Origin of the sequence: Pseudomonas sp. PDM05 (assembly GCF_014851685.1) — a bacterium.
In the GTDB taxonomy this organism is placed as follows: Bacteria; Pseudomonadota; Gammaproteobacteria; order Pseudomonadales; family Pseudomonadaceae; genus Aquipseudomonas.
Map to the genome: position 1 here is coordinate 142554 of NZ_JACVAC010000003.1, position 22368 is coordinate 164921.

Consider the following 22368-nt stretch of genomic DNA (forward strand, 5'->3'; position numbering starts at 1 on the left):
TTTATGAGGAATCTGCACATCAGCTGGTTACTTTCAGGGAAGAAGTTTGCATGGCATTTCGCGCCGTTACCCCGCTTGCGCTCGTGGCAGTCACTTTGCTGTCCGGTTGCTCGATGTTTCGCAGCTACGACACCGAGCTGCAGGCCACCAACCAGCAACTGGCCACCGGCAATGTCGACGCGGCCCTGACCCTGTTGGAAAAGAACAACAGCAGCGAAGACAAAGACCTGCTGTATTTCTTCGAAAAGGGTGAGCTGCTACGGGCCAAGGGCGACCTGAGCGGCAGCCAGACCGCCTGGCGCAGCGCCGACCTGCAAGTCTACAAGTGGGAAGAGTCGGTCAAGTTCGACAGCGACAAGTACCTCGCCCAGTTCGGCAGCTTCCTGGCCAACGACAAGGTGCGCCGCTACGAAGGCTACGACTACGAAAAAGTCATGCTGACCACCCAGATGGCCTTGAATCTGCTGGCCCTGAATGACTTCGACGGCGCCCGCACCGAAATCAAGAAGACCCACGAGCGCGAAGCCGTGATCGCCGACCTGCGTGACAAGGAATACCTCAAGCGCGAAGACGACGCCGAGCGCCAGGGCGTGACCACCCAGCTCAAAGACCTGCACGGCTACCCGGTGCAAGCCCTCGACGCACCGGAAGTGGTCGGCCTGAAGAACAGCTACCAAAGCGCGTTCAGCCATTACCTGGCCGGTTTCGTCTACGAAGCCCTCGGCGAAAAAGACCTGGCTGCCCCCGGCTACCGCAAGGCCGCCGAACTGCGCCCGAACACCCCGCTGCTGGAGAAGGCCCTGCTCGACCTGGACAAATCCAAGGTCGGCGCCGATGAAACCGACGTGCTGATCGTGATCCAGAGCGGCCTGGCCCCGGCCCGCGATTCGATTCGCCTGCCGCTGCCGATCCCGATCAACGGCAACCTGGTGATCACCCCGCTGTCGTTCCCGATTATCAAGCCCGACACGTCCACCCAAGCCTTCGCCCAGATCGGCGTCGACGGCCAGCAACAGAACCTCACTGCGCTCAACAGCACCACCGCCATGTCCCGTCGCGCCCTGCGTGACGACATGCCGGGGATCATCCTGCGCACCACCGTGCGCGCCGTCAGCCGTGGCGTGGCGCAAAACAACCTGAACAAGACCAACCCCATGGCCGGCCTGGTACTGGGTATCGCCTCGGCCGTCGCCGAAGGCGCCGACACGCGCACCTGGCGCACCCTGCCGGACCTGACCCAGGTCACCCGCCTGCGCCTCAAGCGCGGCGAGCACCAGGTCAGCCTGCCCAACGCTTTGGGCGGCACGCTGGTCACGGTCAAGGCCGACCAGCGTTACCAGGTGATCACCCTGCGCGTGGTCGGCAATCAGGTGTTCGCCGGCGGTCTCGCCGCCCACGTGGTCCCGAGCGCGGCCACCCAAGCCATCGCCCTCAAACAACCTTAAGGAGCACGCTATGCGTCATTTCATCCTCGGCGCCCTGGCGCTGGTCCTGCTCGCCGGCTGCGCCACCCCGCCACCACCGGCCCCTGGCAGCGCCGCGAGCAAAATCGTGGTGATGGGCAAGTTCAAGGGCATCGCCGTCGGCGCCATTCGTGTGGCCCGCGAGAACGGTTTCCTCACCGCCAAGGTGCAGCTGAGCAACATCACCAGCAGCAACCAGATGATGTATTACCGCTTTGCCTGGCTGGGCGCCGACGGTTTCCCGGTGGGTGATGAAGAAGCCTGGAAGGTGCTGAGCCTGTACGCCAACCAGGCGACCTTCCTGCCGGCCATTGCCAACCTGCCGCAGGCGGCGGACTTCCGTCTTGAAGTGAAAACCCCTTGAGCCGTTCATCCTTTTTGCTGCTGAGAGATTTCCCCATGTTTGCACGCTTCTCGATTCTCGCCGTGGTTGCCGTCCTGGCCAGCGGTTGCTCCAACACTTCGCCAGTGCTGGGTGGTAAAAACATCAGCTACGGCGACACCAAGGCCGTGGAACTGGTCACCAACGAGTTCGGTTCCACCGACCTGCAGATGATCGCCGAAAGCATGACCCGCTCCCTCGCCCAGTCCGGCATCCTGCAAGGCCGCCCGGTGGTGCAGGTGTACGACGTGAAAAACAAGACCAGCGAGTACATCGACACCCGTGAGATCACCACGTCGATCAAGACCCAGCTGATGAAGACTGGCACCGCGCGCTTCGCCAGCGACAACACCGACATGCAAAGCCAGGTCGACCAGCTCAAGCTGCAAAACCAGAGCGGTCTGTACAAGAAGTCCACGGTGAGCAAGACCGGCAACATGGTCGCTGCCAAGTACCGCCTGGAAGGCTCCATCAGCTCCATCGTCAAGCGCAGCTCGGACTACAAGGACGTGTTCTACAAATTCAGCCTGCAGTTGATCGACGTCGAGAGCGGTCTGGCTGAATGGATGGACGAAAAAGAAATCCGCAAGACCACGGAGCGCTAAGCAATGCGTGCATGGATCGGCATGATCGGCCTGTTGTGTGCCTTTGGCGCCACGGCCGCCCCGAAGATTGCGGTGACCGACCTGGCCTATCAGGCGCGTGTCGAGGAATACATCCACCAGGTCTCGGCCAGCAACAACTTCCGGGCAAGCGCGTACAACGCCAGTGGCGCGTCGAGCTACAGCGAGTACGAAAGCCGCTCCAGCTACATCGAGCAGAACGAGCTGCGTAAATTCAGCGGTGACATCAAGGGCGAGATCCTCAAGTCGCGCCAGTTCCAACTGGTGCAGGGCACGCCTTACACCGCCGATGCCACAGCTGACGTTTATGACGTGATCAAGCGCATCAAGGCCGGCAATTTCAAAGGCGCGGACTACGTGCTGTTCGGCACCCTGTCCGACATCGACTTCACCCAGGACCTCAACGCCATCGACCGCACCAACAGCTACTCGGCAGTGCTGGGCCTGACCCTGGTGGCGGATTTCAGCCTGATCAATACACGCACCTTCGAGATCACCTCGGCGTTTACCGCCATGGGCGAAGGCCAGGACACCAAATTGGTAAGCAGCCGTGATGTGCGTGTGAGCCTGAACCGGCCGCGGGTGGTGAAGGAAGTGTCGAAAACCCTGGGCGAGGATGTAGCGCGGCAGTTGGCGGAGCAGTTGGGGGGCGGCTATCAAGCACCGGACCAGCCGGTGTTGCGCAACAACCTGCCGAGGGATGAAGCGCCGAAGATCCTGCGCTGATCAGCTATCTCACAGGCAACATAAAACCAATGTGGGAGCGGGCTTGCTCGCGAATACGGTGTATCAGTCAGCACATCAGTGACTGACAGACCGTATTCGCGAGCAAGCCCGCTCCCACATTTTTTAATCCGGTTTCGACAGTTATGCCGTGGCGCGGTGCAGGCTGGCGAGGAAGCCCGCCGCGCCAACAAACAACCCGGCAAACGTCCGGTTCATACGCTTCTGCTGCTTAGGCGTACGCAACAACCGCAACACCTTCGACGCCAGCCCCGTATACCCCGCCATCACGATCATATCCACGCAGATCATCGTGGCGCCCAGGATCAGGTACTGGATCACCAGCGGCGCCTGCGGATTTACGAACTGCGGAAGCACCGCCAGCATGAACACCAACGCCTTGGGATTGCTCGCGTTGACCAGGAAGCCTCGGAACATCATCGCCAGCGGCTTGCCGATCGGGCGCACGGCCGCGTCGTCGGTCATGTCCACGGGCAAGGCGCGCCATTGCTTGATGGCCAGGTATACCAGGTACGCCACGCCAAACCATTTGATCGCATAGAACGCTGTGGAAGACGTCGCCAGAATGGCACCCAGGCCGCCGGCGACCACGGCAATCTGCATCGCCAGGCCGATTTGCAGGCCGATGGCGTTCCAGTAGCCGCGCGCAAAACCGTATTGCAGGCCGCTGGACATCGAGGCGATGGCGCCGGCACCAGGGGAAAGAGAGATGACCCAACTGGCCACGAAAAAGGCCAGCCATGTATCGAGTGCCATTACCCACCTCATTTCAAATTCGTCGTGAGCGTTAAGCTAACTCCGAGCAACGAGGCCTGGCTATAGATTTTTTTAAGCGGGTGTGATCCAGCGACGCACCGAACGTTGGAAGAACAGGCTGTTCGGCACCTGCACCATCGCACTGTCAGTCCCGGCCTCCGCGACTTCGATCAGCGTGGTGTACAGCAGGTTGATCGCCACCACCCGACCTTTCACCCCGGGTTTGTCGACCGTGTCGACCAACTCGACGATATCACCGATGCGAAATGGCCCGACGGTGAAGATCAGGATTGCGCACAGCAGGTTGGACAGCACCGACCACATGGCGAAGAACGCCACGGCGGCCACGGCGACAAACCCCGACAGCGCCGTCCACAACACCGTGGCCGACACGCCCACGCGCTCCAGCACAAAGATCAATGCACTGCCCATGATCAGCCAGCGCAGACCGCCGCGAAGCGGCATCAGCAGCTGCGGCGGGAACGGATAACGCTGGCCCAGGCGCGTCAGGCCCTTGGCGACAAAACGCTGGGCCAGGTAGCCGGCCAGCAGGATCAGCAGGATTTGCACGCCAATCCATACAGGCGCGATCCATTGCGCCGGCAGCGGCAGTTGCAGCGCTTCCATCAGGACAGCGCCTCCAGCTCCGCTTGCAGGGTTTCAAGCAACTCGAGGGCCTCCATCCAGGTTTCCTCCAATTGCCCTTCACGCACCTTGAGCTTGGCCTGTTCGGCCAGCAGGTCGCGCAATTCGTCCTTGCGCGCGGCTTCGTACACGGCGCTGTCGCCCAGGCTGGCTTCGATCTTGGCCAGGCGCTCGTGCACCTTGCCCAGCTCGGCTTCCAGCTTGTCGGCCTCGCGCTTGTGCGGCGCCAACTGTTGACGCAATGCGGCAGCGGCCTGGCGCTGGGCTTTCTTGTCGGTCTTGTCCGGGTTGACCGGGGTGTTGCTGACCGGCGCGTTGCGCAGGCGGTAGTCGGTCAGCCAGCGTGCGTAGTCGTCGAGGTCGCCGTCGAACTCTTCGACTTTGCCGTCGGCCACCAGCAGGAAGTTGTCGGTGGTGCTCTTGAGCAAGTGGCGATCGTGAGACACCACCAGTACCGCACCGCTGAACTCCTGCAAGGCCATGGTCAGCGCCAGGCGCATTTCCAGGTCCAGGTGGTTGGTCGGTTCGTCGAGCAGCAGCAGGTTCGGCCGGTCCCAGGCGATCAGCGCCAGGGCCAGGCGGGCCTTTTCGCCGCCGGAGAAATTCAGCACCGGCTCGTCGATACGAGCGCCACGGAAGTCGAAACCACCGAGGAAGTCGCGCAAGGTCTGCTCGCGCTCGGTCGGCGCCAGGCGTTGCAGGTGCAGCAGCGGGCTGGCCTTGGAATCGAGGGAGTCCAACTGATGCTGGGCGAAGTAGCCCACCACGGTGTTCTCGCCACGGGTCAGGCGCCCGGCCAGCGGCTCAAGCTCGCCCGACAGGTTCTTGATCAGCGTCGACTTGCCCGCGCCGTTGGGACCGAGCAAACCGATACGCGCGCCCGGCGTAAGCTGCAGCTTGACCTTCTCCAGGATGGTTTTGTCGCCATAACCCAGGCGTGCATCCGAGAGGTCCAGCAGCGGGCTGGAAATTTTCACCGACTCGCGAAAGACAAAGTCGAACGGCGAATCGACATGGGCCGCCGACAGCTCTTCCATGCGCTCCAGCGCCTTGATCCGGCTCTGGGCCTGACGGGCCTTGGTGGCCTGGGCCTTGAACCGGGCGATGTAGCTTTCCATGTGCGCACGCTGCGCCTGCTGCTTCTCAAAGGCCTGTTGCTGCTGGGCCAGGCGCTCGGCGCGGGCGCGTTCGAACGCAGTGTAGCCACCACGATAGAGGGTGATTTTCTTCTGTTCGACGTGGGCGATGTTGTCGACCACGGCGTCGAGGAAATCCCGGTCGTGGGAAATCAGCAACAAGGTGCCCTGGTAGCTCTTGAGGAAATCTTCCAGCCACAGGATCGCATCGAGGTCCAAGTGGTTGGTCGGTTCGTCGAGCAGCAACAGGTCGGACGGGCACATCAGCGCCTGGGCCAGGTTCAGGCGCATGCGCCAGCCACCGGAGAAGTCGGCGACCGGGCGATCCATCTGTTCGTTGGTGAACCCCAGGCCCGCCAGCATCTTGCGCGCACGGGCGTCGGCGGTGTAGCCGTCGGCACTGTCGAGCTCCGAATGCAGACGCGCCTGGGCGGCGCCGTCCTGGGCTTTCTCGGCCTCGGCCAGGTCGTGCTGCACCTGGCGCAGGCGCAAGTCGCCATCGAGCACGTAGTCGATCGCGATGCGGTCCAGGGTGTCGATCTCCTGGCGCATATGGGCGATGCGCCAGTCGGCCGGCAGCAAGCAGTCCCCGGAATCCGGGGTCAGCTCACCCAGTAACAGGGCGAACAACGTGGATTTGCCGGCGCCGTTGGCACCGATCAGGCCGGCTTTGTGACCGGCGTGCAGGGTCAGCTCGGCGTCTTCGAGAAGACGTTGCGGGCCACGCTGTAATGTTAGGCTTTGAAGTCGGATCATAATGGCGGCGGAGTCTACCAGCTTCGTTGGCCGCTGGCTTGGGTGTGAATATGTGCGCTGACCTGTGGAGCTTTGCCCTCTCGACTTACGCCCGTCCGGGCGTCGAAAGCACGTGCCTGCGCTTGCAGGAACACGGGACGGATGTGTGCCTGCTGCTCTGCGCTGCATGGTTGGAGCAACGCGGTGTTGCGCTTGAGCCTGGACGCGTTCATGCACTGCAACAGCTCGCCCGCCCGTGGCGCGCACAGGTGATTGAACCCTTGCGACAGCTGCGCACGCAATGGCGCGCCTTGGCGCAGCAGGACGAATCACTGGCGCAGTTGCGAGAGCGGGTCAAAAGTCTGGAGCTGGATGCCGAACGGCAATTGCTGGCACGCCTAGAAACGCTGGCGCTGGAATGGCCAACCGGTGTGAAAGGTCACCAGCCGTGGCTGGAAGGATTGGCGGCCGAGGATGCCGCCAACCTTGACCATGACGCGCTGCAACAGCTGCGCGTCATGGTCTCCGGCACTTAGGAAGCGCTGGTTGGAGTGGTGCTTGGTGCTACCGGCGCAGCAGCTGGAGCAGCAGCTGGCGTGGTGGACGCTGCCGGGGTAGCCGCTGGTGTTGCAGGCTTGGCCGGTGCGGCTTTAGCAGCGACCGGCTTTGCAGCAGCAGGTTTTGCGGCTGGTTTCGCGGCAGCAGGTTTGGCCGCTGGCTTGGCGGCTGGTTTCGCAACAGCAGTTTTAACAGCTGGCTTGGCGGCTGGTTTTGCCGCAGCGGCTTTGGCAACTGGCTTGGCGGCTGGTTTTGCAGCAGCAGTTTTCGCAGCTGGCTTGGCGGCTGGTTTCGCAGCAGCAGTTTTGGCAGCTGGCTTGGCGGCTGGTTTCGCAGCAGCAGTTTTGGCAGCTGGCTTGGCGGCTGGTTTCGCAGCAGCGGTTTTAGCAGCTGGCTTGGCGGCTGGTTTCGCAGCAGCGGCTTTGGCAGCTGGCTTGGCGGCTGGTTTTGCAGCAGCGGTTTTGGCAGCTGGCTTGGCGGCTGGTTTCGCAGCAGCGGCTTTGGCAGCTGGCTTGGCGGCTGGTTTTGCAGCAGCGGTTTTGGCAGCTGGCTTGGCGGCTGGTTTTGCAGCAGCAGTTTTGGCAGCTGGCTTGGCGGCTGGTTTTGCAGCAGCAGTTTTAACAGCTGGCTTGGCGACAGCAGCTTTGGCTGGGGCTTTTGGCGCAGCGGCTTTTGCCGGGGTGCGAGCGCCCAGCACTTTGGCTACGGCGTCCTTCACACGACCAACGCCCTGGGCCAGTTTCAGGCTTTCTTGAGCGTCTTTTTTGAGTTGGGAAATGTAGCCGCGGGTTTCGGCTTGGCGATCCTTGAGGGCATCCAGCAGGTCCTCAAGTTCTTTGACTGCGTCTTTGGCTTTGGCTTGTGCCTTGGCCTTGCCGGCAGTGGCGGCGTCTTGCAGTTTGGTGCGGGATTTGTGCAGCTTCTCTTGCGCTTTACCGCGTTGTTTTTCCAGCTTGGCGAGCAGCTTTTCTGCATCGGCCAAGGCTTGGGAACAAGCGCTTTCCAGATGTTCGAGCAGGCTGCCCGAAAGTTGTTGGAGTAAATGCAACGGGGTATTTACAGGCTTCTGTTTGGCCGACATGGTTTACCTCCTGGCTGACGTGGGTGCGGCTCATACTAGCCCTCTGCTCTTACCGCCGCTAGGGCATGTTGACAGTATCGTTTGCCTGGCGTTGCACCGTGCGAAAATTCTTATCGTCATAACGAAAATACACGGCACTTTTTACCGCCTCGCACTGGCATAATCCGTCGCACTTTCGGCGGGAGGATGCCCATGTCGCGTTACCTTTTTCTTGTGTTGGGTCTGGCGATTTCGGTGGCCAACGGGAGCGAGCAATCGTCGTCCAAAACCACTGACCAGAACCGGCACGACCTCGCTTACAGCCTCGGCGCCAGCCTCGGCGAACGCTTGCGCCAGGAAGTCCCCGACTTGCAGATCCAAGCCTTGCTCGACGGCCTCAAGCAAGCCTATCAAGGCAAGCCGCTGGCACTCGATAATGCGCGCATCGAACAGCTGCTGGCCCAGCACGAAGCACAGAGCGCAGCCGACGCACAGGCACCTCAAAGCGAAAAAGCACTCGCCGCAGAACAGCAGTTCTTGACCAAGGAAAAAGCCGTTGCCGGCGTGCGCGAACTGGCCGACGCAATCCTGCTGACGGAGCTGGCACCAGGCAGTGGTCCGAAGCCATTGGCGACGGATGAAGTGCAGGTCAAATACGTGGGACGACTGCCCGATGGGACGGTATTCGATCAGAGCACGCAGCCCCAATGGTTCCGCCTGGACAGTGTGATCAGCGGCTGGACCAGCGCGCTGCAACAGATGCCGACGGGCGCAAAATGGCGCCTGGTCATCCCCTCTGCCCAGGCCTACGGCGCCGACGGTGCAGGCGAGTTGATCCCGCCCTACACACCCTTGGTCTTTGAGATCGAATTACTCGGCATCCGCCACTGACCCAATAAAAAACGGCGCGTAAACGCGCCGTTTCTTTATCTGCAGTTCAGGGGTCAAGCCTGGGTGGCGGGCTCTTCCTTGTGAGCGTTGTGCAGCACTTCGATCAGGCAGTCTTCCAGCTCGAATCGTTCGTGAAGCAGGCCACCCAACTCTTTGAATTTCTCGGCCACGCATTGACCGGCATCACACAGGTCATTGAAGGCGACAAGCTTCTCAGTGATTGCATCAAGGCGCGGGTAAATAGTATCCGCCAGCTTGAGGCCGCGATCATCACCAAAGGCTTTCGCTTCCTTGGTCAATTGCTCGTAGACACCGAAGTGTCCCTCAGACACGTAGTCCATCAGTACACCGCAAAAACCCAACAACGGTTTGCGATTCTCAGCCAGTTCCTCGGGCTTGGCGCCAAGCGCATCAAAGGCCCGAACCAGTTCGTGACGTGCCTTCAACCAGCTGTCGATCAGCTTGTGCACCCCACCCCAGCGTTCCTGAGCATTCTGACAACTTTCCAGCATGATGATCTCTCTTCCCTATAGGGGCGCTGCCGCCTGGTGCCCGCGCAACACTTAAAGGATAACGCCGCGGCCGGACAAGGCCGCATCGGATAAACGGTTCCGATACTGCATGCGGGCCAGATTATGCCCGCATGACTATGGCTTCAAGGTACGCAGGACAGAAAGTTCATACAAGTGTTTAATCCCGTCCTACAACCCTAATGTTGATTTGCGTGCTAACCCAGACTCAATCGCTGGCCGGACAACAGCCCCGCAAACTGCATGACCCCCAGGATCAGCATCGCGACAAAGAACAACAGGCTCCACTCGGGGAGGCTCAAGTCGAATAGCGTCCAGTTGATTTCCACGCAATCGACGGTACCGTTGAAAATCGCGTGCCCCGCCTGCCAGAACGACAGCTTTTCCAGCATGTCCTGCAGGCTTGGCCAACATTCAGGGGCTACACCCGACGTGCTGCTCTGCAGCAATACCTGGCGTGCTGCGGCAATTGCGCCAAGCAACGCACACCCCATGCCCGCCAACCCGTACAGACCCGCGGCGAAACGTCTGGGGTTATGAGCGACCGCGATCAAGTTGATCAGCGTGAACGTGGCGAGAAATACCCGCTGCACCTGGCACAGGAAGCAGGGCCGCAGAAGCGCGCCATATTCCAGGTAGAAAGACGCGCCCAACGTCAGAACACCTGCCATGAACGCCAGGAGAAACAGGGAACGTGAGGGGGCCAGAGACATTGTTTATCCGTACCGCAAAAGATAGGCCGTTACGGTAGAGGAAAGGCCTGACCCCTTTCAATACGCGCTAGAGCAGACAATTCCGCGAAAACGTAAGGACATCCCACCAGAGTTTGGAGGACATAACACAACGCTACGTAGGAGTTTATGACGAATGCGATTCGGCCGAGTAAATGCGTAGACTTGAGGGGTTGGCCGTCAGACGTATCCGAGCCACCCCTTGCATCCTTCCTACTTCAGACTCGCGCAGGCACCGGCAAAGGTGAAGCAAGCAGGCGGTTATCCAGCAGGCCGAGGCCTTCCTGGAACAGCTGATTACTGCGTTCAGTATCGCCCAGTTGCGCCAGCAGGCGTGCCAGTTCGGCACAGGCTTCGGGGTTGCGCTGCACCTGCAGGCTGCTTTCCAGATAGTCGCGTGCCTTGCCCCACAGGCTGTTTTGCAGACACAGGCGGCCCAGGGTCAGCAGCAGGCTGGCATCGCCCGGATGGTCCTTGAGCCAGCTCTCGGCAAACTTCAGTTGCCGCGCCGGATCACTGCCACGCAGCAAGCCATACAGTCGGATCAGATGACTGTCATAACTGCGCTTGAGCGCCCCGCGCAGCACCTCTTCGGCCTTCGCATCGGCGCCCAGTTGGCGCAGCTGTTCGGCATACGCCAGCACCAACTGCGGCTCCTGACGCTGGGCAGAGGTCAGTTGCTGCCAGGCCCGCTCAAGGGACTGCAAGCCCGCTTCGCCCTGCTCCTCGCGCTGGGCCGCCAGGCCGAGGTTTTCACCCCAGGCGCGACGCTCCAGTTCGGCCAGTTCGGTGGCGGGCAACACTTTGTCCTTGCGCAACTCGGGCAGCAGGCGAATCACCGACGACCAATCGCCACGCTGCTGATGCAGGCGCTGCAATTGGCGCAGGACCTGGGCGTTATGGGGATGACGGGCGTGCATGGCCTGCAATGTGACGAGGGCACCCTCGGTGTCGCCGCGATCCATCTGCAATTGCGCATGGCTCAAGGCTACCGCCAACTCGGCTTGGGGCTGACGCTCCAGAGCGCGCTCCAGCAAACCATCCGCCTCTTCATAACGACCCTGCTCGTTCGCCGCACGCGCGGCACCGAGGTAGTAGAGCAATGGCTGGCGCTCCGCTTCGGCGGCGCGATGCAGGTGACGCTCGGCGCTGGCCCAGCGGCCTTCGGCAAGGTCCATCTGGCCCTGCTCAATCGCGATCTGCACACGGCGGCTGCGGTTGCGCCGCGACCACGGGTTGACCACGCCGCCGGAGGTGGTCACCAGGCTCAACAACAGGCGGACCAGGTAGATCGCCAGGCCGATGGCAAACACCGCCACCAGCGTCGCCCACAGGCTCGACTCGTAATTCAGCACATGGGGATAGGTAATCAGCACGTAGCCGGTATGTTTCGAGATGCCCACAGCCAGTGCCAGGGCGATTGCAATCGCCAGCACGAGGACCACATAGAAACGCTTCATCGGCTTCACTCCTGGGTGGCCGGCTTACCCGCCGACGCCTTGGCTTCGTCGGCAGACAAATGGCGGCGCTCAAGGTATGCCTGCACAGCTGCCAGGCTCGCCGCCAGATCCGGCGTCACCACCGACACGGCCTTGGGCTCAAGCTCGGCGATACGCGCCAGCATCGCCTTGCTCTGCGGGTTGTCCTGGTTGAAGTTGTCTTGCAGCACGCTACGCGCCTCGCCCAACGAGCGGCTGTAGACCGCCGTCTCGCCGTTGAGCGTAGCCCATTGCGCCTGCTCCAGCGCCAGGCTCAGGGCCAGGCGCACCTGGTTCAAACCCTGGCCGGCCAGGAGTGGGCGGATGTTGTCGTCAGGGTTGAAGTCGATGCGGAAGTAGCGCGAGATCTGCTCCCACCATTGGCTCCAGCGGCTTTCGGTATCGGTGGTCGGGCGCCCTTGGGACGCAGGTTCGGTGAGCTGATATTCCGGTGCGATCGCGGCCAGTTGCACCACCTGATCGCGCAGCGCCGCCAGTTGCAGGTACAGCCCGGTGCGGTCCGGCTGCTCGGTACTGCGCAGCGCGGCCAGGCTCTTGGCCAATTGTTCACGGGCGGCGTAGGCGCCCGGATCGCTTTGCTCACGCAGGATTTCGTCGGCGCCCTGCACCAGCGACTGGGCGCTGTTGATGTCCTGCAAGGCCGACAAACGCAGGCTGGCCAGACGGATCAGGTGCTCGGCTTCCGCCAGGCGCCAATCCTGGCGGCTGGCACCCAGCACGGTTTCCAGGCGCTGGCTGAGGCGCTGTTGATCGCCCTGCAACTGGGCTACCAGGCGGCGACGCTCTTCGAGCTCGTCCGCAGCCGGCAACTGGGCCAGGCGTGCCGCCAACTGTTGCTGACCCTGCTTGAGGCCTTGAGTCTGTTCGGCAAGCGTCTGCACCTGGCCCAGCTGTTGCTGGCTGCCGGCTTGCAAGGCACGGACCTGCCAGAGCCCCCAGCCGCCGGCGGCAACACCGGCCGCACCGAGCAACAGGGCAACGATCGCCAGGCCATTGCCACGGCGTGGCGCGGTGACAGCTGACTCAACCGACGCAGCAGCTGCGGGTTGGGTTTCATCTTTGGGCAAGGCTGTTTCGCTCACGTATCCGTCCTTTGCGTATCAGAGAGTGGCCGCACGATGGGCGCGCAACGCCACTAACAACGCCGCGGCACTCGCGCCGCGACAATCCACAACTTTTTCTGCGCCGGCAGCCCGCGCCATCTCACAGACTCGCGGGCTCGGCACGAACAACGGCAACTGTGCCACCTGGGGCCAATCGACACCGGCCAGGGCTTGCAGGTGTAAAAAACCCTGCCCACTGCTGACCACCACGCCGTTCAAGCGTTCCAACTGGATGCGTTGCACCAGTGCCCCAGCGGCGTAGGTCGGCAGGAAACGACGGTACAACTCCAGATAGTCGACACTAGCACCTCTCTCGCGCAAACGCTCAGCCAGCAGCTCCCGGCCGCCTTCGCCGCGCAGGATCAACACCCGGGCGCCAGGCCGTGCGATAGCCTCGCGCAAGGCGGGTAGTGCTAGCAAGGCCTCGCTGTCGTCGCCGGTTGGGGGATAGTGAACGTTGAGGCCATGATCGGCCAATACCTGGGCCGTGGCAGCGCCGACGCTGAACCACGGCAACTGCGGCCAGGCGCGATCCAACTGCTGCAACGCCAGGCGGGCGGCCGGCTTGCTGACCACAATCACCGCGCAATAGCGGCCCAGGTCACGAAACACGGCCTGTTGTTCGGGGGTGACGGGAAGCGGCTCGATGTCCAGCAACGGCAGGCTGCTGCTGAAGATCCCGGCTGCCGACAACGACGCCGCCAAGGCCAGACACTCCTCGGCAGGCCGCGTCAGCAGCACACGCCAATCGGTCACTGCGGGCCGGCCTCGCCGTAGACTTTTTGCAGGATGGCACCGGCGCCCTGGTCCAGTAGCGCGTTGGCCACCTGAATACCCAAAGCTGCCGCGTCGCCCTGCGGGCCACGGACCTCGGCGGTCAACAGGGTGCCGCCGTCCGGGTCGCCGACCAGGCCGCGCAGCCACAGGTTTTCACCTTCGAGCACCGCGTAACAGGCGATGGGCACCTGGCAGCCCCCATTAAGGTGTTTGTTCAGGGCACGTTCGGCGGTAACACGCACCTCAGTGTCGTGGTGATCAAGAGGCTTGAGCAGTGCGTGGATTTCAGTGTCGGCGGTGCGGCATTCGATACCCACGGCGCCCTGGCCACCGGCCGGCAAGCTGTCTTCGACGCTGATGGCCGACGTGATGCGGTCTTCGAAGCCCAAGCGGATCAGACCGGCTGCTGCCAGGATAATCGCGTCATATTCACCGGCATCCAGCTTGGCCAGGCGCGTGTTGACGTTGCCGCGCAGGAAGCGGATCTGCAGGTCCGGGCGACGGGTCAACAGCTGCGCCTGACGCCGCAGGCTGGAGGTGCCGACGATGCTGCCCTGGGGCAACTCATCCAGGGACGCGTAGGTATTGGAGACGAAGGCATCGCGCGGATCTTCGCGCTCGCAGATACAAAAAAGGCCCAGGCCTTCAGGGAAGTCCATGGGCACATCTTTCATCGAATGCACGGCGATGTCGGCTTCGTTGTCCAGCAATGCGGTTTCCAGTTCCTTGACGAACAGGCCCTTGCCGCCGATCTTCGACAGCGGCGAGTCGAGCAGCTTGTCGCCGCGACTGACCATGGGCACCAGGGACACCGTGAGGCCGGGATGGGCCTGCTCGAGGCGTGCTTTGACGTATTCGGCCTGCCACAGGGCAAGGGCACTTTTACGGGTGGCGATGCGGATTTCGCGAGAGGACATGGATCAATCCGTACTGAATAGATACGGCAGATAATAACAGCTCAGGCAAATACGCTTTGATTTGAATCAGCAAGTGCGGGGCCTCCCTGGCCGCATCGCACCGGGATAAGGACTGCAGGTCGCGCCACAACCCTTGGGTTAAAGCTGCTGCATCATCTTGCGCACGCCGGCGACATGGCGTCGGCTGACGATCAACGCATCGCCATTAAGCCCTTTCAGGAACAACTGAAAGTGCCCCAGTGGCGTGCGTTGCAGGCGTTCAATGCGATCGCGGGCCACCAGGGCATTGCGGTGGATTCGCACGAAGCGGTCGCCGAACTCATCCTCAAGGGCCTTGAGCGGCTCATCGAGCAGCACTTCACCGCCCTCGTGGCGCAGGGTCACGTATTTGTGATCGGCAATAAAGTAGACCACCTGGCTCAGGGGAATCAGCTCGATGCCCTTGCGGGTCCGCGCGCTGATATGGCTGCGCGGCCCGTTGCCACTTTGGGCGGCAGGCTGGGTCAAGGCGGTGAGCTGGCTGCGGTTGGGGCGCTCGGCCTTTTTCAGGGCCTTGAGCAACGCACCTGCCTCGACCGGCTTGGACAGGAAGCTGACGCCACTGACCTCAAGGGTCTGCGCCGAAAATTCCGCTTCGGCCGCGCACAACACCAACGCCGGTGGCGATTCACGCTCGCTCAGGCGGGCGGCGACTTGCAGGCCATCAAGGCCCGGCAGGCGAATATCGAGCAACACCACATCCGGCTTGAGGCTGTCGATCAGCGTCAACGCTTCTTCGCCCGTGGTGGCGCTCGGTTCAAGGACTGTATAACCCTCGAGTTCACTGACCAAACGGCTCAGTCGCTCGCGGGCTTGGGGTTCGTCTTCAACGATCAGGACATTCATATTGCGCTGGATTCCTGCGTGAGTCTCGCACAAGGATAGCGTAGACAGGTGCGGTGACTTGCGTCACAGCGATCCACGCTAAGACTAGCGCGAGCGGCAAAAAGTGCCCTGACAGCGGCACCCATATTTACCCGGACCTGTTCAATTGCGCCCAGGACCTTCTGACTTCGGGCATCGTCGTAGGGTTTGCTGATACACAATCCGAATCCCCCCGTGTTTGATGGATAGTCAGGGCTCTGACCGCAGCACCCGACATTGGTGCATTCACGCTCTGTTCAGTGCAACTGTAGACGCTCACTGCGACGGTATTGCTCTATCGTCAAATATCGTTTCAATAAACACCCGAGTCCAGTCTCTTCCCGGACGCGTCCGGCGGCAAGGCACTTTGCCATCCTTCGTGCAAATAAAAATGCCGATCACCCGTAGCACCGCCTCCACGGGCAACCCTGTTATTATCGCCGGCACACCTCCAAGCCTCTTTAAAGCAGATCACGAGCGAATCCATGAGCACCGACAAGACCAACCAGTCCTGGGGCGGCCGCTTCAGTGAACCCGTCGACGCCTTCGTCGCCCGCTTCACCGCCTCCGTCACCTTCGACCAGCGCCTGTACCGCCACGACATCATGGGCTCGATCGCCCACGCCACGATGCTGGCCAAGGTCGGCGTGCTGACCGACGCCGAGCGCGACAGCATCATCGATGGCCTGAACACCATCCAGGGTGAGATCGAAGCCGGCACGTTCGACTGGCGCGTCGACCTGGAAGACGTGCACATGAATATCGAGGCCCGCCTCACCGACCGCATCGGTGTGACCGGCAAGAAACTGCACACCGGCCGTAGCCGCAACGACCAGGTCGCCACCGACATCCGCCTGTGGATTCGTGACGAGATCGACCTGATCCTGGGCGAGATCACCCGCCTGCAAAAAGGCCTGCTGGAGCAGGCCGAGCGTGAATCCGCCACCATCATGCCCGGCTTCACCCACCTGCAAACCGCACAGCCCGTGACTTTCGGCCACCACCTGCTGGCCTGGTTCGAAATGCTCAGCCGCGACTACGAGCGTCTGGTGGATTGCCGCAAGCGCGCCAACCGCATGCCGCTGGGCAGTGCCGCACTGGCCGGCACCACCTACCCGATCGACCGCGCGTACACCGCGCAACTGCTGGGCTTCGACGCTGTGGGCGGCAACTCCCTGGATGGCGTGTCCGACCGTGACTTCGCCATCGAATTCTGCGCCGCGGCCAGCATCGCGATGATGCACCTGTCGCGCTTCTCCGAAGAGTTGGTGCTGTGGACCAGCGCGCAATTCCAGTTCATCGACCTGCCGGACCGCTTCTGCACCGGCAGTTCGATCATGCCGCAAAAGAAAAACCCCGACGTGCCAGAGCTGGTGCGTGGCAAGAGCGGCCGCGTATTCGGCGCACTGATGGGCCTGCTGACCCTGATGAAAGGCCAGCCTTTGGCCTACAACAAGGACAACCAGGAAGACAAGGAACCGCTGTTCGACGCCGCCGACACCCTGCGCGACTCGCTGCGCGCGTTTGCCGACATGATCCCGGCGATCAAGCCCAAGCACGCGATCATGCGTGAAGCGGCGCTGCGCGGGTTCTCCACCGCGACCGACCTGGCGGACTACCTGGTACGCCGTGGCCTGCCGTTCCGTGACTGCCACGAAATCGTTGGTCACGCCGTGAAATACGGCGTGGACACCGGCAAGGACCTGGCGGAAATGAGCCTGGAAGAACTGCGCCAGTTCAGTGACCAGATCGAGCAGGATGTGTTTGCCGTGCTGACCCTGGAAGGTTCGGTGAATGCGCGTGACCATATTGGCGGGACCGCACCGGCGCAGGTGAAGGCCGCCGTTGCACGTGGCCAGGCATTGCTCGCCAGCCGCTAGCTAAAAGCATCGCAGGCAAGCCAGCTCCCACAAGACACCGAGTACTACCAGACACCTCGGACAAATGTGGGAGCGGGCTTGCCCGCGAATAAGGTCTCTCAGTTAGCTATGGGCTGACTGACACACCGCTTTCGCGAGCAAGCCCGCTCCCACACTTGATCCACTCGGGCTTGCTTATTTCTTGGCAGCAATCATCGCCCTGAACGCCGGCATCGCCGCTTCCCTGTCCGCCGCGACCTTCTGGGCATTGGGCAGTGCATGCAGTTTTTCCAGCAACGCCTTGGCCGCCGGCATCTCAGCCAGCAAATCCAGCCCAAACAGGCTCTCGCCCACCGCGCAGGCGAGGTTCACGCTGTACATGAAATACAGATCGGCAATCGTGAAGCTCTGCCCCGCCACATACGGCGCGAACTTGCCGTGCCTGCCCAGCGCACCGAACCCCAGCAGCAACTCGGACCTGGACTTCTCCTTGATCGCCTCCGGCACCGGCATGCCCATAAACGCTTCGGGGTAACACGCACGGGCCGGCAGCTCGATGTACAACTCGATCTCCCTGCACAGCGCCAGCACCTGGGCGCGCTGGAACGGCTCGGTGGGCAGCAGCGAAGGCCCTTCCCGGCTCTGTTCGATGTATTCGAGGATCACGCTGGTTTCGTTGATAAACCCCTGCTTGACGCCGAGGACTGGCACCTTGCCACGTGGGCTGACCGCAAAGACATCGGAGGTCTGCCCGGAAAAAAAGAGCACCTCTTCGAACGGCAGTCCCTTCTCCAGCAGCGCGAGCTTGACCATGTTGTAGTAGTTGCTGACCGAGAATCCGTAGAGCTTGAGCATTGCAGGCGCCTCCAGGCCGGGAATGGGGTTGGCTGCAAGGGTTATAGCTCCCAGAACCCGACGTTGCCAACAGCATCACCCGCCTGAATGGGGGTAGACTGGCGCCCTTTCCTGTGAGGAGCCTGCCATGAGCGAGCCGACCGATATCGACAACGACGAAGAAGAATTCGCCGAAAACACCCTGATCGAAGCGATCGAGAACCAGATCGAAAGCGAAAACCCACCAGCGGCCAAGGCTACGTTCAACAAGTTGACCCTGGTGGGTTACGAGCGTGAAGAAATCCTGCAACTGATGGCCCACGTGCTGGCTGTCGAGATTGATGCGCTGCTGGAAGAGGACCGTGCGTTCAATACCGAATGGTATGAAACTGCACTGCGCGCCCTGCCGGATCTGCCGCCGGAAAAGCAATAATCCAAGGGCGCAGTAACACGCTGGACAGTTCGGCAAAGTGCGTTCACCTTATGGCCTGCTAGCCTCTAATAAATTCTTAGAAAGTCTGGAGTCCTTATGTCGTATACCCCTGAGTTGGTTGCCGAACTGGAAATCCTTGTACTCTTCCCATTGGACAGCACCAAGGAAGGTCTGAAAGTCCACCAGACCGCCGCTCCCACTGCTATCGCCGCTGCCAAGCGCCTCCACGCCAAAGGACTTATCGACCAGCCGGACGGAGGCTACCTGACCAGCCTTGGCCGTGACGCTGCAGAGCAGGCCCAAACCCTGCTGACCATCCTGACCACCGCCAGTACCAAAGAAGCCGCCTGACGCTCGATACCCGCCCATGGAGTCCGCCCAATGCGGATTCCGGGGGCGCTGCTGTGAAAGGGTTAAAGTTCTGACGTCAAAGACCGATTACCCTCTAAACCTCCTATGCTCCTGGCGGTAAACTCCAATACGGCCGCCCACGTCGGGCCCTGCGCGCCACCGAGCTCGACATGACCCGCACCCATGAAATCCGCCCCGACCTGGACGAAGGCATCGACCGCAAGGTGCTGGCCCAACTGCGTGCGCGCTTCATGGCGCTCAACGATGGCCGCATGGCCCGGGCTGTCGAGGGGCTGACACCACGCCAACAAAGCGTGTTGACCCTGTTGCCGCTGTTCTTTCATGTCAATCATCCGCTGTTGCCCGGCTATGTCTCCGGAAGCACGCCGGCCGGGCTGTCGAATTTCGAACCCGACACCCAAGCCCTGGCCGAAGCCCAGCGCCTGACCCGTTCGTTTTCCTATAAGCCACGCCACGGCAACCCGCCGCAGCCGATCCACGGCCTGTTCCTGATGGGCAGCCTCGGCACCCTGGCCCAGGCCGACCAGAGCGATATGGACGTGTGGGTCTGCCATGCCCCGGACCTCGGCGAAAACGAACTGGCCGAGTTGCGCAAGAAGTGTCAGTTGCTGGAAACCTGGGCCCTGGGCATGGGCGCCGAAGCGCATTTCTTCCTGATCGAGCCGACACGCTTTGTACTGGGCGAGCGCGACACCCAGCTCAGTTCCGACGACTGCGGCACCACCCAGCACTACCTGCTGCTGGACGAGTTCTACCGCACCGCCATCTGGCTGGCCGGACGCACGCCGATCTGGTGGCTGGTGCCGGTGTATGAAGAAACCCGCTACGCCGAATTCACCCACACGCTGATCTCCAAGCGCTTTATCCGCGCCGACGAAACCCTCGACCTCGGCCATCTGGCGCGCATCCCCCCGGGGGAGTTCATCGGCGCCGGGCTGTGGCAGCTGTTCAAGGGCATCGAATCACCCTACAAATCGGTGCTCAAGCTGCTGCTGACCGAGGTCTACGCCAGCGAACACCCCCACGTGCATTGCTTGAGCCTGCGGTTCAAGCGGGCGGTGTTCGCCAATCAGATCGACCTTGACGAGTTGGACCCCTACATCGTGGTCTACCGCCGCATCGAGGAATACCTCAAGGCACGCAACGAGCCCGAGCGCCTGGAACTGGTGCGACGCGCCCTGTACCTTAAGGTCAACCGCAAGCTCAGCGCTGGCCAGCGCACCACCAGCTGGCAACGCTTGCTGCTGGAGCGGCTGGCCCACGAATGGGGCTGGGACCAACGCCAGCTGGCCCTGCTCGACAGCCGCAGCCAATGGAAAGTGCGCCAGGTTGCCTCCGAGCGCCGCGCCCTGGTCAACGAGCTGAACTACAGCTACCGCTTCCTTACCCAGTTCGCCCGCACCGAGCAGACCGTCAGCCTGATCAACAAGCGCGACCTGAATGTACTCGGCCGCCGCCTGTACGCCGCGTTCGAGCGCAAGGCCGGCAAAGTCGAGTTCATCAACCCCGGCATCGCCCCGGACCTGGCCGAAGACACCCTGACCCTGGTGCAATCGCCCAACCGCAAGGAGCCCGGTCAACATTACTGGGGCCTGTACAACGGCAACCTCACAGCCCAGGAATCTGAACACTTCGCGCCGATCAAACGCAGCCGCGACCTGCTGGAGATGCTCACCTGGTGCCATCGCAACGGCGTCATCGACAGCAGCACGCGCCTGGCGCTGCACCCTGGCATCAGCGACATGACCGAATTCGAGCTGTTCAACCTGCTCGGCAGCCTGCAACAGACGGTCGCCCTGCCCCTGGCCAGTGTCGATGAAGAACGCCTGCTGCGCTCGGCCGTGCCAGAGGAAGTGCTGCTGTTGATCAACGTCGGCGTCGACCCGCTCAAGCACCACCGCGACCTGAACATCCTGATGACCACCGAGCGTACCGACTCCCTGAGCTACGCCGGGGTGCGTGACAACCTGGTTCTGACCCTGGATCAGGTCACGCTCAATAGTTGGAACGAGGTGCTGGTCAGCCGCTACGACGGCCCGCACGCCCTGCTCGATTGCCTGCGCGACTACCTGAACCAACTGCCGTCGGATCACCTGCCACGCCTGCGGGTGCGCTGTTTCTGTCACAACCGTGCGCAGTTCATTGCCCAGCGCGTCGAGGACATCTTCGACACCGCGCAGCACCTGCTGCTGGCTCAAGGCAATCACCGCTACCTGTTGCAGGTGCAGCAGCACTATCACGTGATGGAGCTGGTGCCGGGCCAGGCCACCCACGTACCGCTGCCAACCCAGGACGCATTGATCAGCTACCTCAGCGAAGAGCTGGCAGGCTACAGCCCGCTGCACCTGGACGCCATGGCACTGGAAGGCGACGACCTGGCGCTGCTGCTGCCCATGGGCCTGGCCGATTGCGTGCAGGTGTTCTACCGGGTCAACGACGGTGTTGCCGAGCTGTACGTGCTGGATGAGTTCAACGCGCTCTGGCGCCAGCAATTGCCGTTTCATGATGAGCAGAGCCTGTTGGCGCCGCTGCAGCGCTTCCTGCAATCGATCATCTATCGACGCGAAGCACTGGCACCGCTGGACAACAGGCAACCCTTGGGTGAAGTGCAAATCCTGTATTACCAACTGTTGCCGTCGGGCAGCAATCGCGCGCGCAGCGTCGAGCCGCGTCCGGCGCCGCAGAACTCGGCCAACAAACCGTTTTATGACGTGCAGGCGATTATCGGCAAGGCCGCACCGGGCCAGGTGGGCGTTACCTTGTATTGCAATCAGCGGGAGTTCTGCGAACTGGAATTTGGCGACCAGCTCTTTAGCGTGGTCGCCCAGGAGATCGTCGGGCAGCGCCGGGAAACCGAGCGCTACCGCTGCTACATCACCGATCTGGACCTGTCGGGCCTGCTCGGCGACGTGCAAAGCCCGAGCAACCTGTACCTGCGTTACAAGGCCGAGCTGGAGCTGTCGCTCAACGCGGCGCTGAAGCAGATTTAGAGCGGGAAGGCGCCGCCGTCCTTGGGCTGGCCGTCAACACTGAGCAGTTCCAGCTTGAGGGTCTTGCCGCCGGGCGCCGGCCAGTCGATATGCTGGCCCACTTGCAGGCCCAGCAACGCGCTGCCCACAGGTGCCAGGATCGAGATCTTGCCTTCATCGGCATTCGCGTGTTTCGGGTAGACCAGGGTCAGGTGGTAGTCCTTGCCACTGCCTTGTTCACGGCAATGCACGCTGGAGTTCATGGTCACGACACCCGCAGGCACTTCATCGTGGCCAACCACCTCTTCGGCGCGGTCGAGTTCGGCTTGCAATGCTTCGACGCCAGGAGACTCGTCGCCCAGGCGGTCGATCAGTTGCTCCAGACGCTGCACGTCAAGACGGGTGAGGATGATGGACGGTGCGGTGGTCATGATTCAGGCAGACTCCT

23 protein-coding genes are annotated in these 22368 nt (G+C 62.0%); 10 read left to right on the plus strand and 13 right to left on the minus strand.

The features are described from left to right. The first annotated feature begins 50 nt into the window (after positions 1-50). From IB241_RS08230 to IB241_RS08245, 4 genes are read left to right on the plus strand one after another with little or no spacing between them, the layout of a single operon-like run. A complete protein-coding gene (locus IB241_RS08230; protein WP_192297952.1) occupies positions 51-1445 on the plus strand; it encodes a COG3014 family protein in 1395 nt (464 codons plus the stop codon). 10 nt (positions 1446-1455) lie between these two features. Beyond that, positions 1456-1827, plus strand: coding sequence for a YcfL family protein (locus IB241_RS08235; protein WP_192297953.1), 372 nt, complete (start codon positions 1456-1458; stop codon positions 1825-1827). Between the two features lie 35 nt (positions 1828-1862). Continuing rightward, on the plus strand, positions 1863-2450 hold the full coding sequence (lpoB, locus tag IB241_RS08240) for a penicillin-binding protein activator LpoB (protein WP_049710984.1): 588 nt from the start codon (positions 1863-1865) through the stop codon (positions 2448-2450). A gap of 3 nt (positions 2451-2453) precedes the next feature. Then, a complete protein-coding gene (locus IB241_RS08245; protein ID WP_192297954.1) occupies positions 2454-3194 on the plus strand; it encodes a penicillin-binding protein activator LpoB in 741 nt (246 codons plus the stop codon). 141 nt (positions 3195-3335) lie between these two features. Here the strand turns inward: IB241_RS08245 and IB241_RS08250 are convergent, their stop codons facing one another. From IB241_RS08250 to IB241_RS08260, 3 genes are all read right to left on the minus strand, one after another. Continuing rightward, a complete protein-coding gene (locus IB241_RS08250; RefSeq protein ID WP_192297955.1) occupies positions 3336-3968 on the minus strand; it encodes a LysE family transporter in 633 nt (210 codons plus the stop codon). A 72-nt stretch (positions 3969-4040) separates the two neighbouring features. After that, positions 4041-4595: a mechanosensitive ion channel family protein gene (locus IB241_RS08255; RefSeq protein ID WP_192297956.1), complete on the minus strand. Its 555-nt coding sequence runs from the start codon at positions 4593-4595 to the stop codon at positions 4041-4043. Next, positions 4595-6505, minus strand: coding sequence for an ATP-binding cassette domain-containing protein (locus tag IB241_RS08260; RefSeq protein ID WP_192297957.1), 1911 nt, complete (start codon positions 6503-6505; stop codon positions 4595-4597). The genes IB241_RS08255 and IB241_RS08260 overlap by 1 nt, the downstream gene beginning before the upstream one ends. Positions 6506-6555: 50 nt before the next feature. On the opposite strand from IB241_RS08260, the gene IB241_RS08265 reads away from it, so the two are divergent. After that, positions 6556-7020: a TIGR02444 family protein gene (locus IB241_RS08265; protein ID WP_192297958.1), complete on the plus strand. Its 465-nt coding sequence runs from the start codon at positions 6556-6558 to the stop codon at positions 7018-7020. On the opposite strand, the gene IB241_RS08270 is transcribed toward IB241_RS08265, so the two are convergent. Then, positions 7017-8123 (minus strand): AlgP family protein, encoded by a 1107-nt coding sequence (locus IB241_RS08270; protein ID WP_192297959.1) that lies wholly within the window; start codon positions 8121-8123, stop codon positions 7017-7019. The two genes, IB241_RS08265 and IB241_RS08270, sit on opposite strands and share 4 nt — an antisense overlap. A 192-nt stretch (positions 8124-8315) precedes the next feature. Here IB241_RS08270 and IB241_RS08275 point away from each other — a divergent pair, with 192 nt between their 5' ends. Then, a complete protein-coding gene (locus IB241_RS08275; RefSeq protein ID WP_192297960.1) occupies positions 8316-8993 on the plus strand; it encodes an FKBP-type peptidyl-prolyl cis-trans isomerase in 678 nt (225 codons plus the stop codon). Positions 8994-9046: 53 nt separating this feature from the next. Here IB241_RS08275 and rsd read toward each other — a convergent pair whose 3' ends face one another. The 7 genes from rsd to IB241_RS08305 form a co-directional block, all read right to left on the minus strand. Continuing rightward, a complete protein-coding gene (rsd, locus tag IB241_RS08280) occupies positions 9047-9505 on the minus strand; it encodes a sigma D regulator (RefSeq protein ID WP_192297961.1) in 459 nt (152 codons plus the stop codon). Between the two features lie 215 nt (positions 9506-9720). Further along, complete coding sequence (locus IB241_RS08285) at positions 9721-10236, minus strand: disulfide bond formation protein B (protein ID WP_192297962.1); 516 nt, start codon at positions 10234-10236, stop codon at positions 9721-9723. 236 nt (positions 10237-10472) lie between these two features. Then, positions 10473-11714, minus strand: a complete 1242-nt coding sequence (locus IB241_RS08290) for a heme biosynthesis protein HemY (protein WP_192297963.1) — start codon at positions 11712-11714, stop codon at positions 10473-10475. Between the two features lie 5 nt (positions 11715-11719). Beyond that, on the minus strand, positions 11720-12835 hold the full coding sequence (locus IB241_RS27490) for a uroporphyrinogen-III C-methyltransferase (protein ID WP_318652589.1): 1116 nt from the start codon (positions 12833-12835) through the stop codon (positions 11720-11722). A gap of 18 nt (positions 12836-12853) precedes the next feature. Next, positions 12854-13612, minus strand: a complete 759-nt coding sequence (locus IB241_RS27495) for a uroporphyrinogen-III synthase (RefSeq protein ID WP_305391729.1) — start codon at positions 13610-13612, stop codon at positions 12854-12856. Continuing rightward, the gene (gene hemC / locus IB241_RS08300; protein WP_192297964.1) at positions 13609-14550 is read right to left on the minus strand and encodes a hydroxymethylbilane synthase; all 942 of its coding nucleotides are present in this window, start codon (positions 14548-14550) and stop codon (positions 13609-13611) included. The genes IB241_RS27495 and hemC overlap by 4 nt, the downstream gene beginning before the upstream one ends. A 138-nt stretch (positions 14551-14688) precedes the next feature. Next, positions 14689-15435: a LytR/AlgR family response regulator transcription factor gene (locus tag IB241_RS08305; RefSeq protein WP_192297965.1), complete on the minus strand. Its 747-nt coding sequence runs from the start codon at positions 15433-15435 to the stop codon at positions 14689-14691. Positions 15436-15938: 503 nt separating this feature from the next. On the opposite strand from IB241_RS08305, the gene argH reads away from it, so the two are divergent. Beyond that, positions 15939-17333 carry an argininosuccinate lyase gene (gene argH / locus IB241_RS08310; protein ID WP_192297966.1) on the plus strand — a complete coding sequence of 465 codons (1395 nt, stop codon included), beginning with the start codon at positions 15939-15941 and terminating at the stop codon, positions 17331-17333. Positions 17334-17507: 174 nt separating this feature from the next. Here argH and IB241_RS08315 read toward each other — a convergent pair whose 3' ends face one another. Beyond that, positions 17508-18167, minus strand: a complete 660-nt coding sequence (locus IB241_RS08315) for a glutathione S-transferase family protein (protein WP_192297967.1) — start codon at positions 18165-18167, stop codon at positions 17508-17510. Positions 18168-18294: 127 nt separating this feature from the next. Between IB241_RS08315 and IB241_RS08320 the strand changes: the two genes are divergently transcribed. From IB241_RS08320 to IB241_RS08330, 3 genes are all read left to right on the plus strand, one after another. After that, positions 18295-18579 (plus strand): hypothetical protein, encoded by a 285-nt coding sequence (locus IB241_RS08320; protein WP_192297968.1) that lies wholly within the window; start codon positions 18295-18297, stop codon positions 18577-18579. Between the two features lie 96 nt (positions 18580-18675). Then, positions 18676-18930, plus strand: a complete 255-nt coding sequence (locus tag IB241_RS08325; protein WP_003195403.1) for a TIGR02647 family protein — start codon at positions 18676-18678, stop codon at positions 18928-18930. Positions 18931-19100: 170 nt separating this feature from the next. Continuing rightward, the gene (locus IB241_RS08330) at positions 19101-21941 is read left to right on the plus strand and encodes a class I adenylate cyclase (RefSeq protein WP_192297969.1); all 2841 of its coding nucleotides are present in this window, start codon (positions 19101-19103) and stop codon (positions 21939-21941) included. On the opposite strand, the gene rnk is transcribed toward IB241_RS08330, so the two are convergent. Next, entirely contained in the window at positions 21938-22351 is a 414-nt protein-coding gene (gene rnk / locus IB241_RS08335) for a nucleoside diphosphate kinase regulator (protein WP_192297970.1), read from the minus strand. The genes IB241_RS08330 and rnk overlap by 4 nt on opposite strands. Positions 22352-22368: the final 17 nt, after the last annotated feature.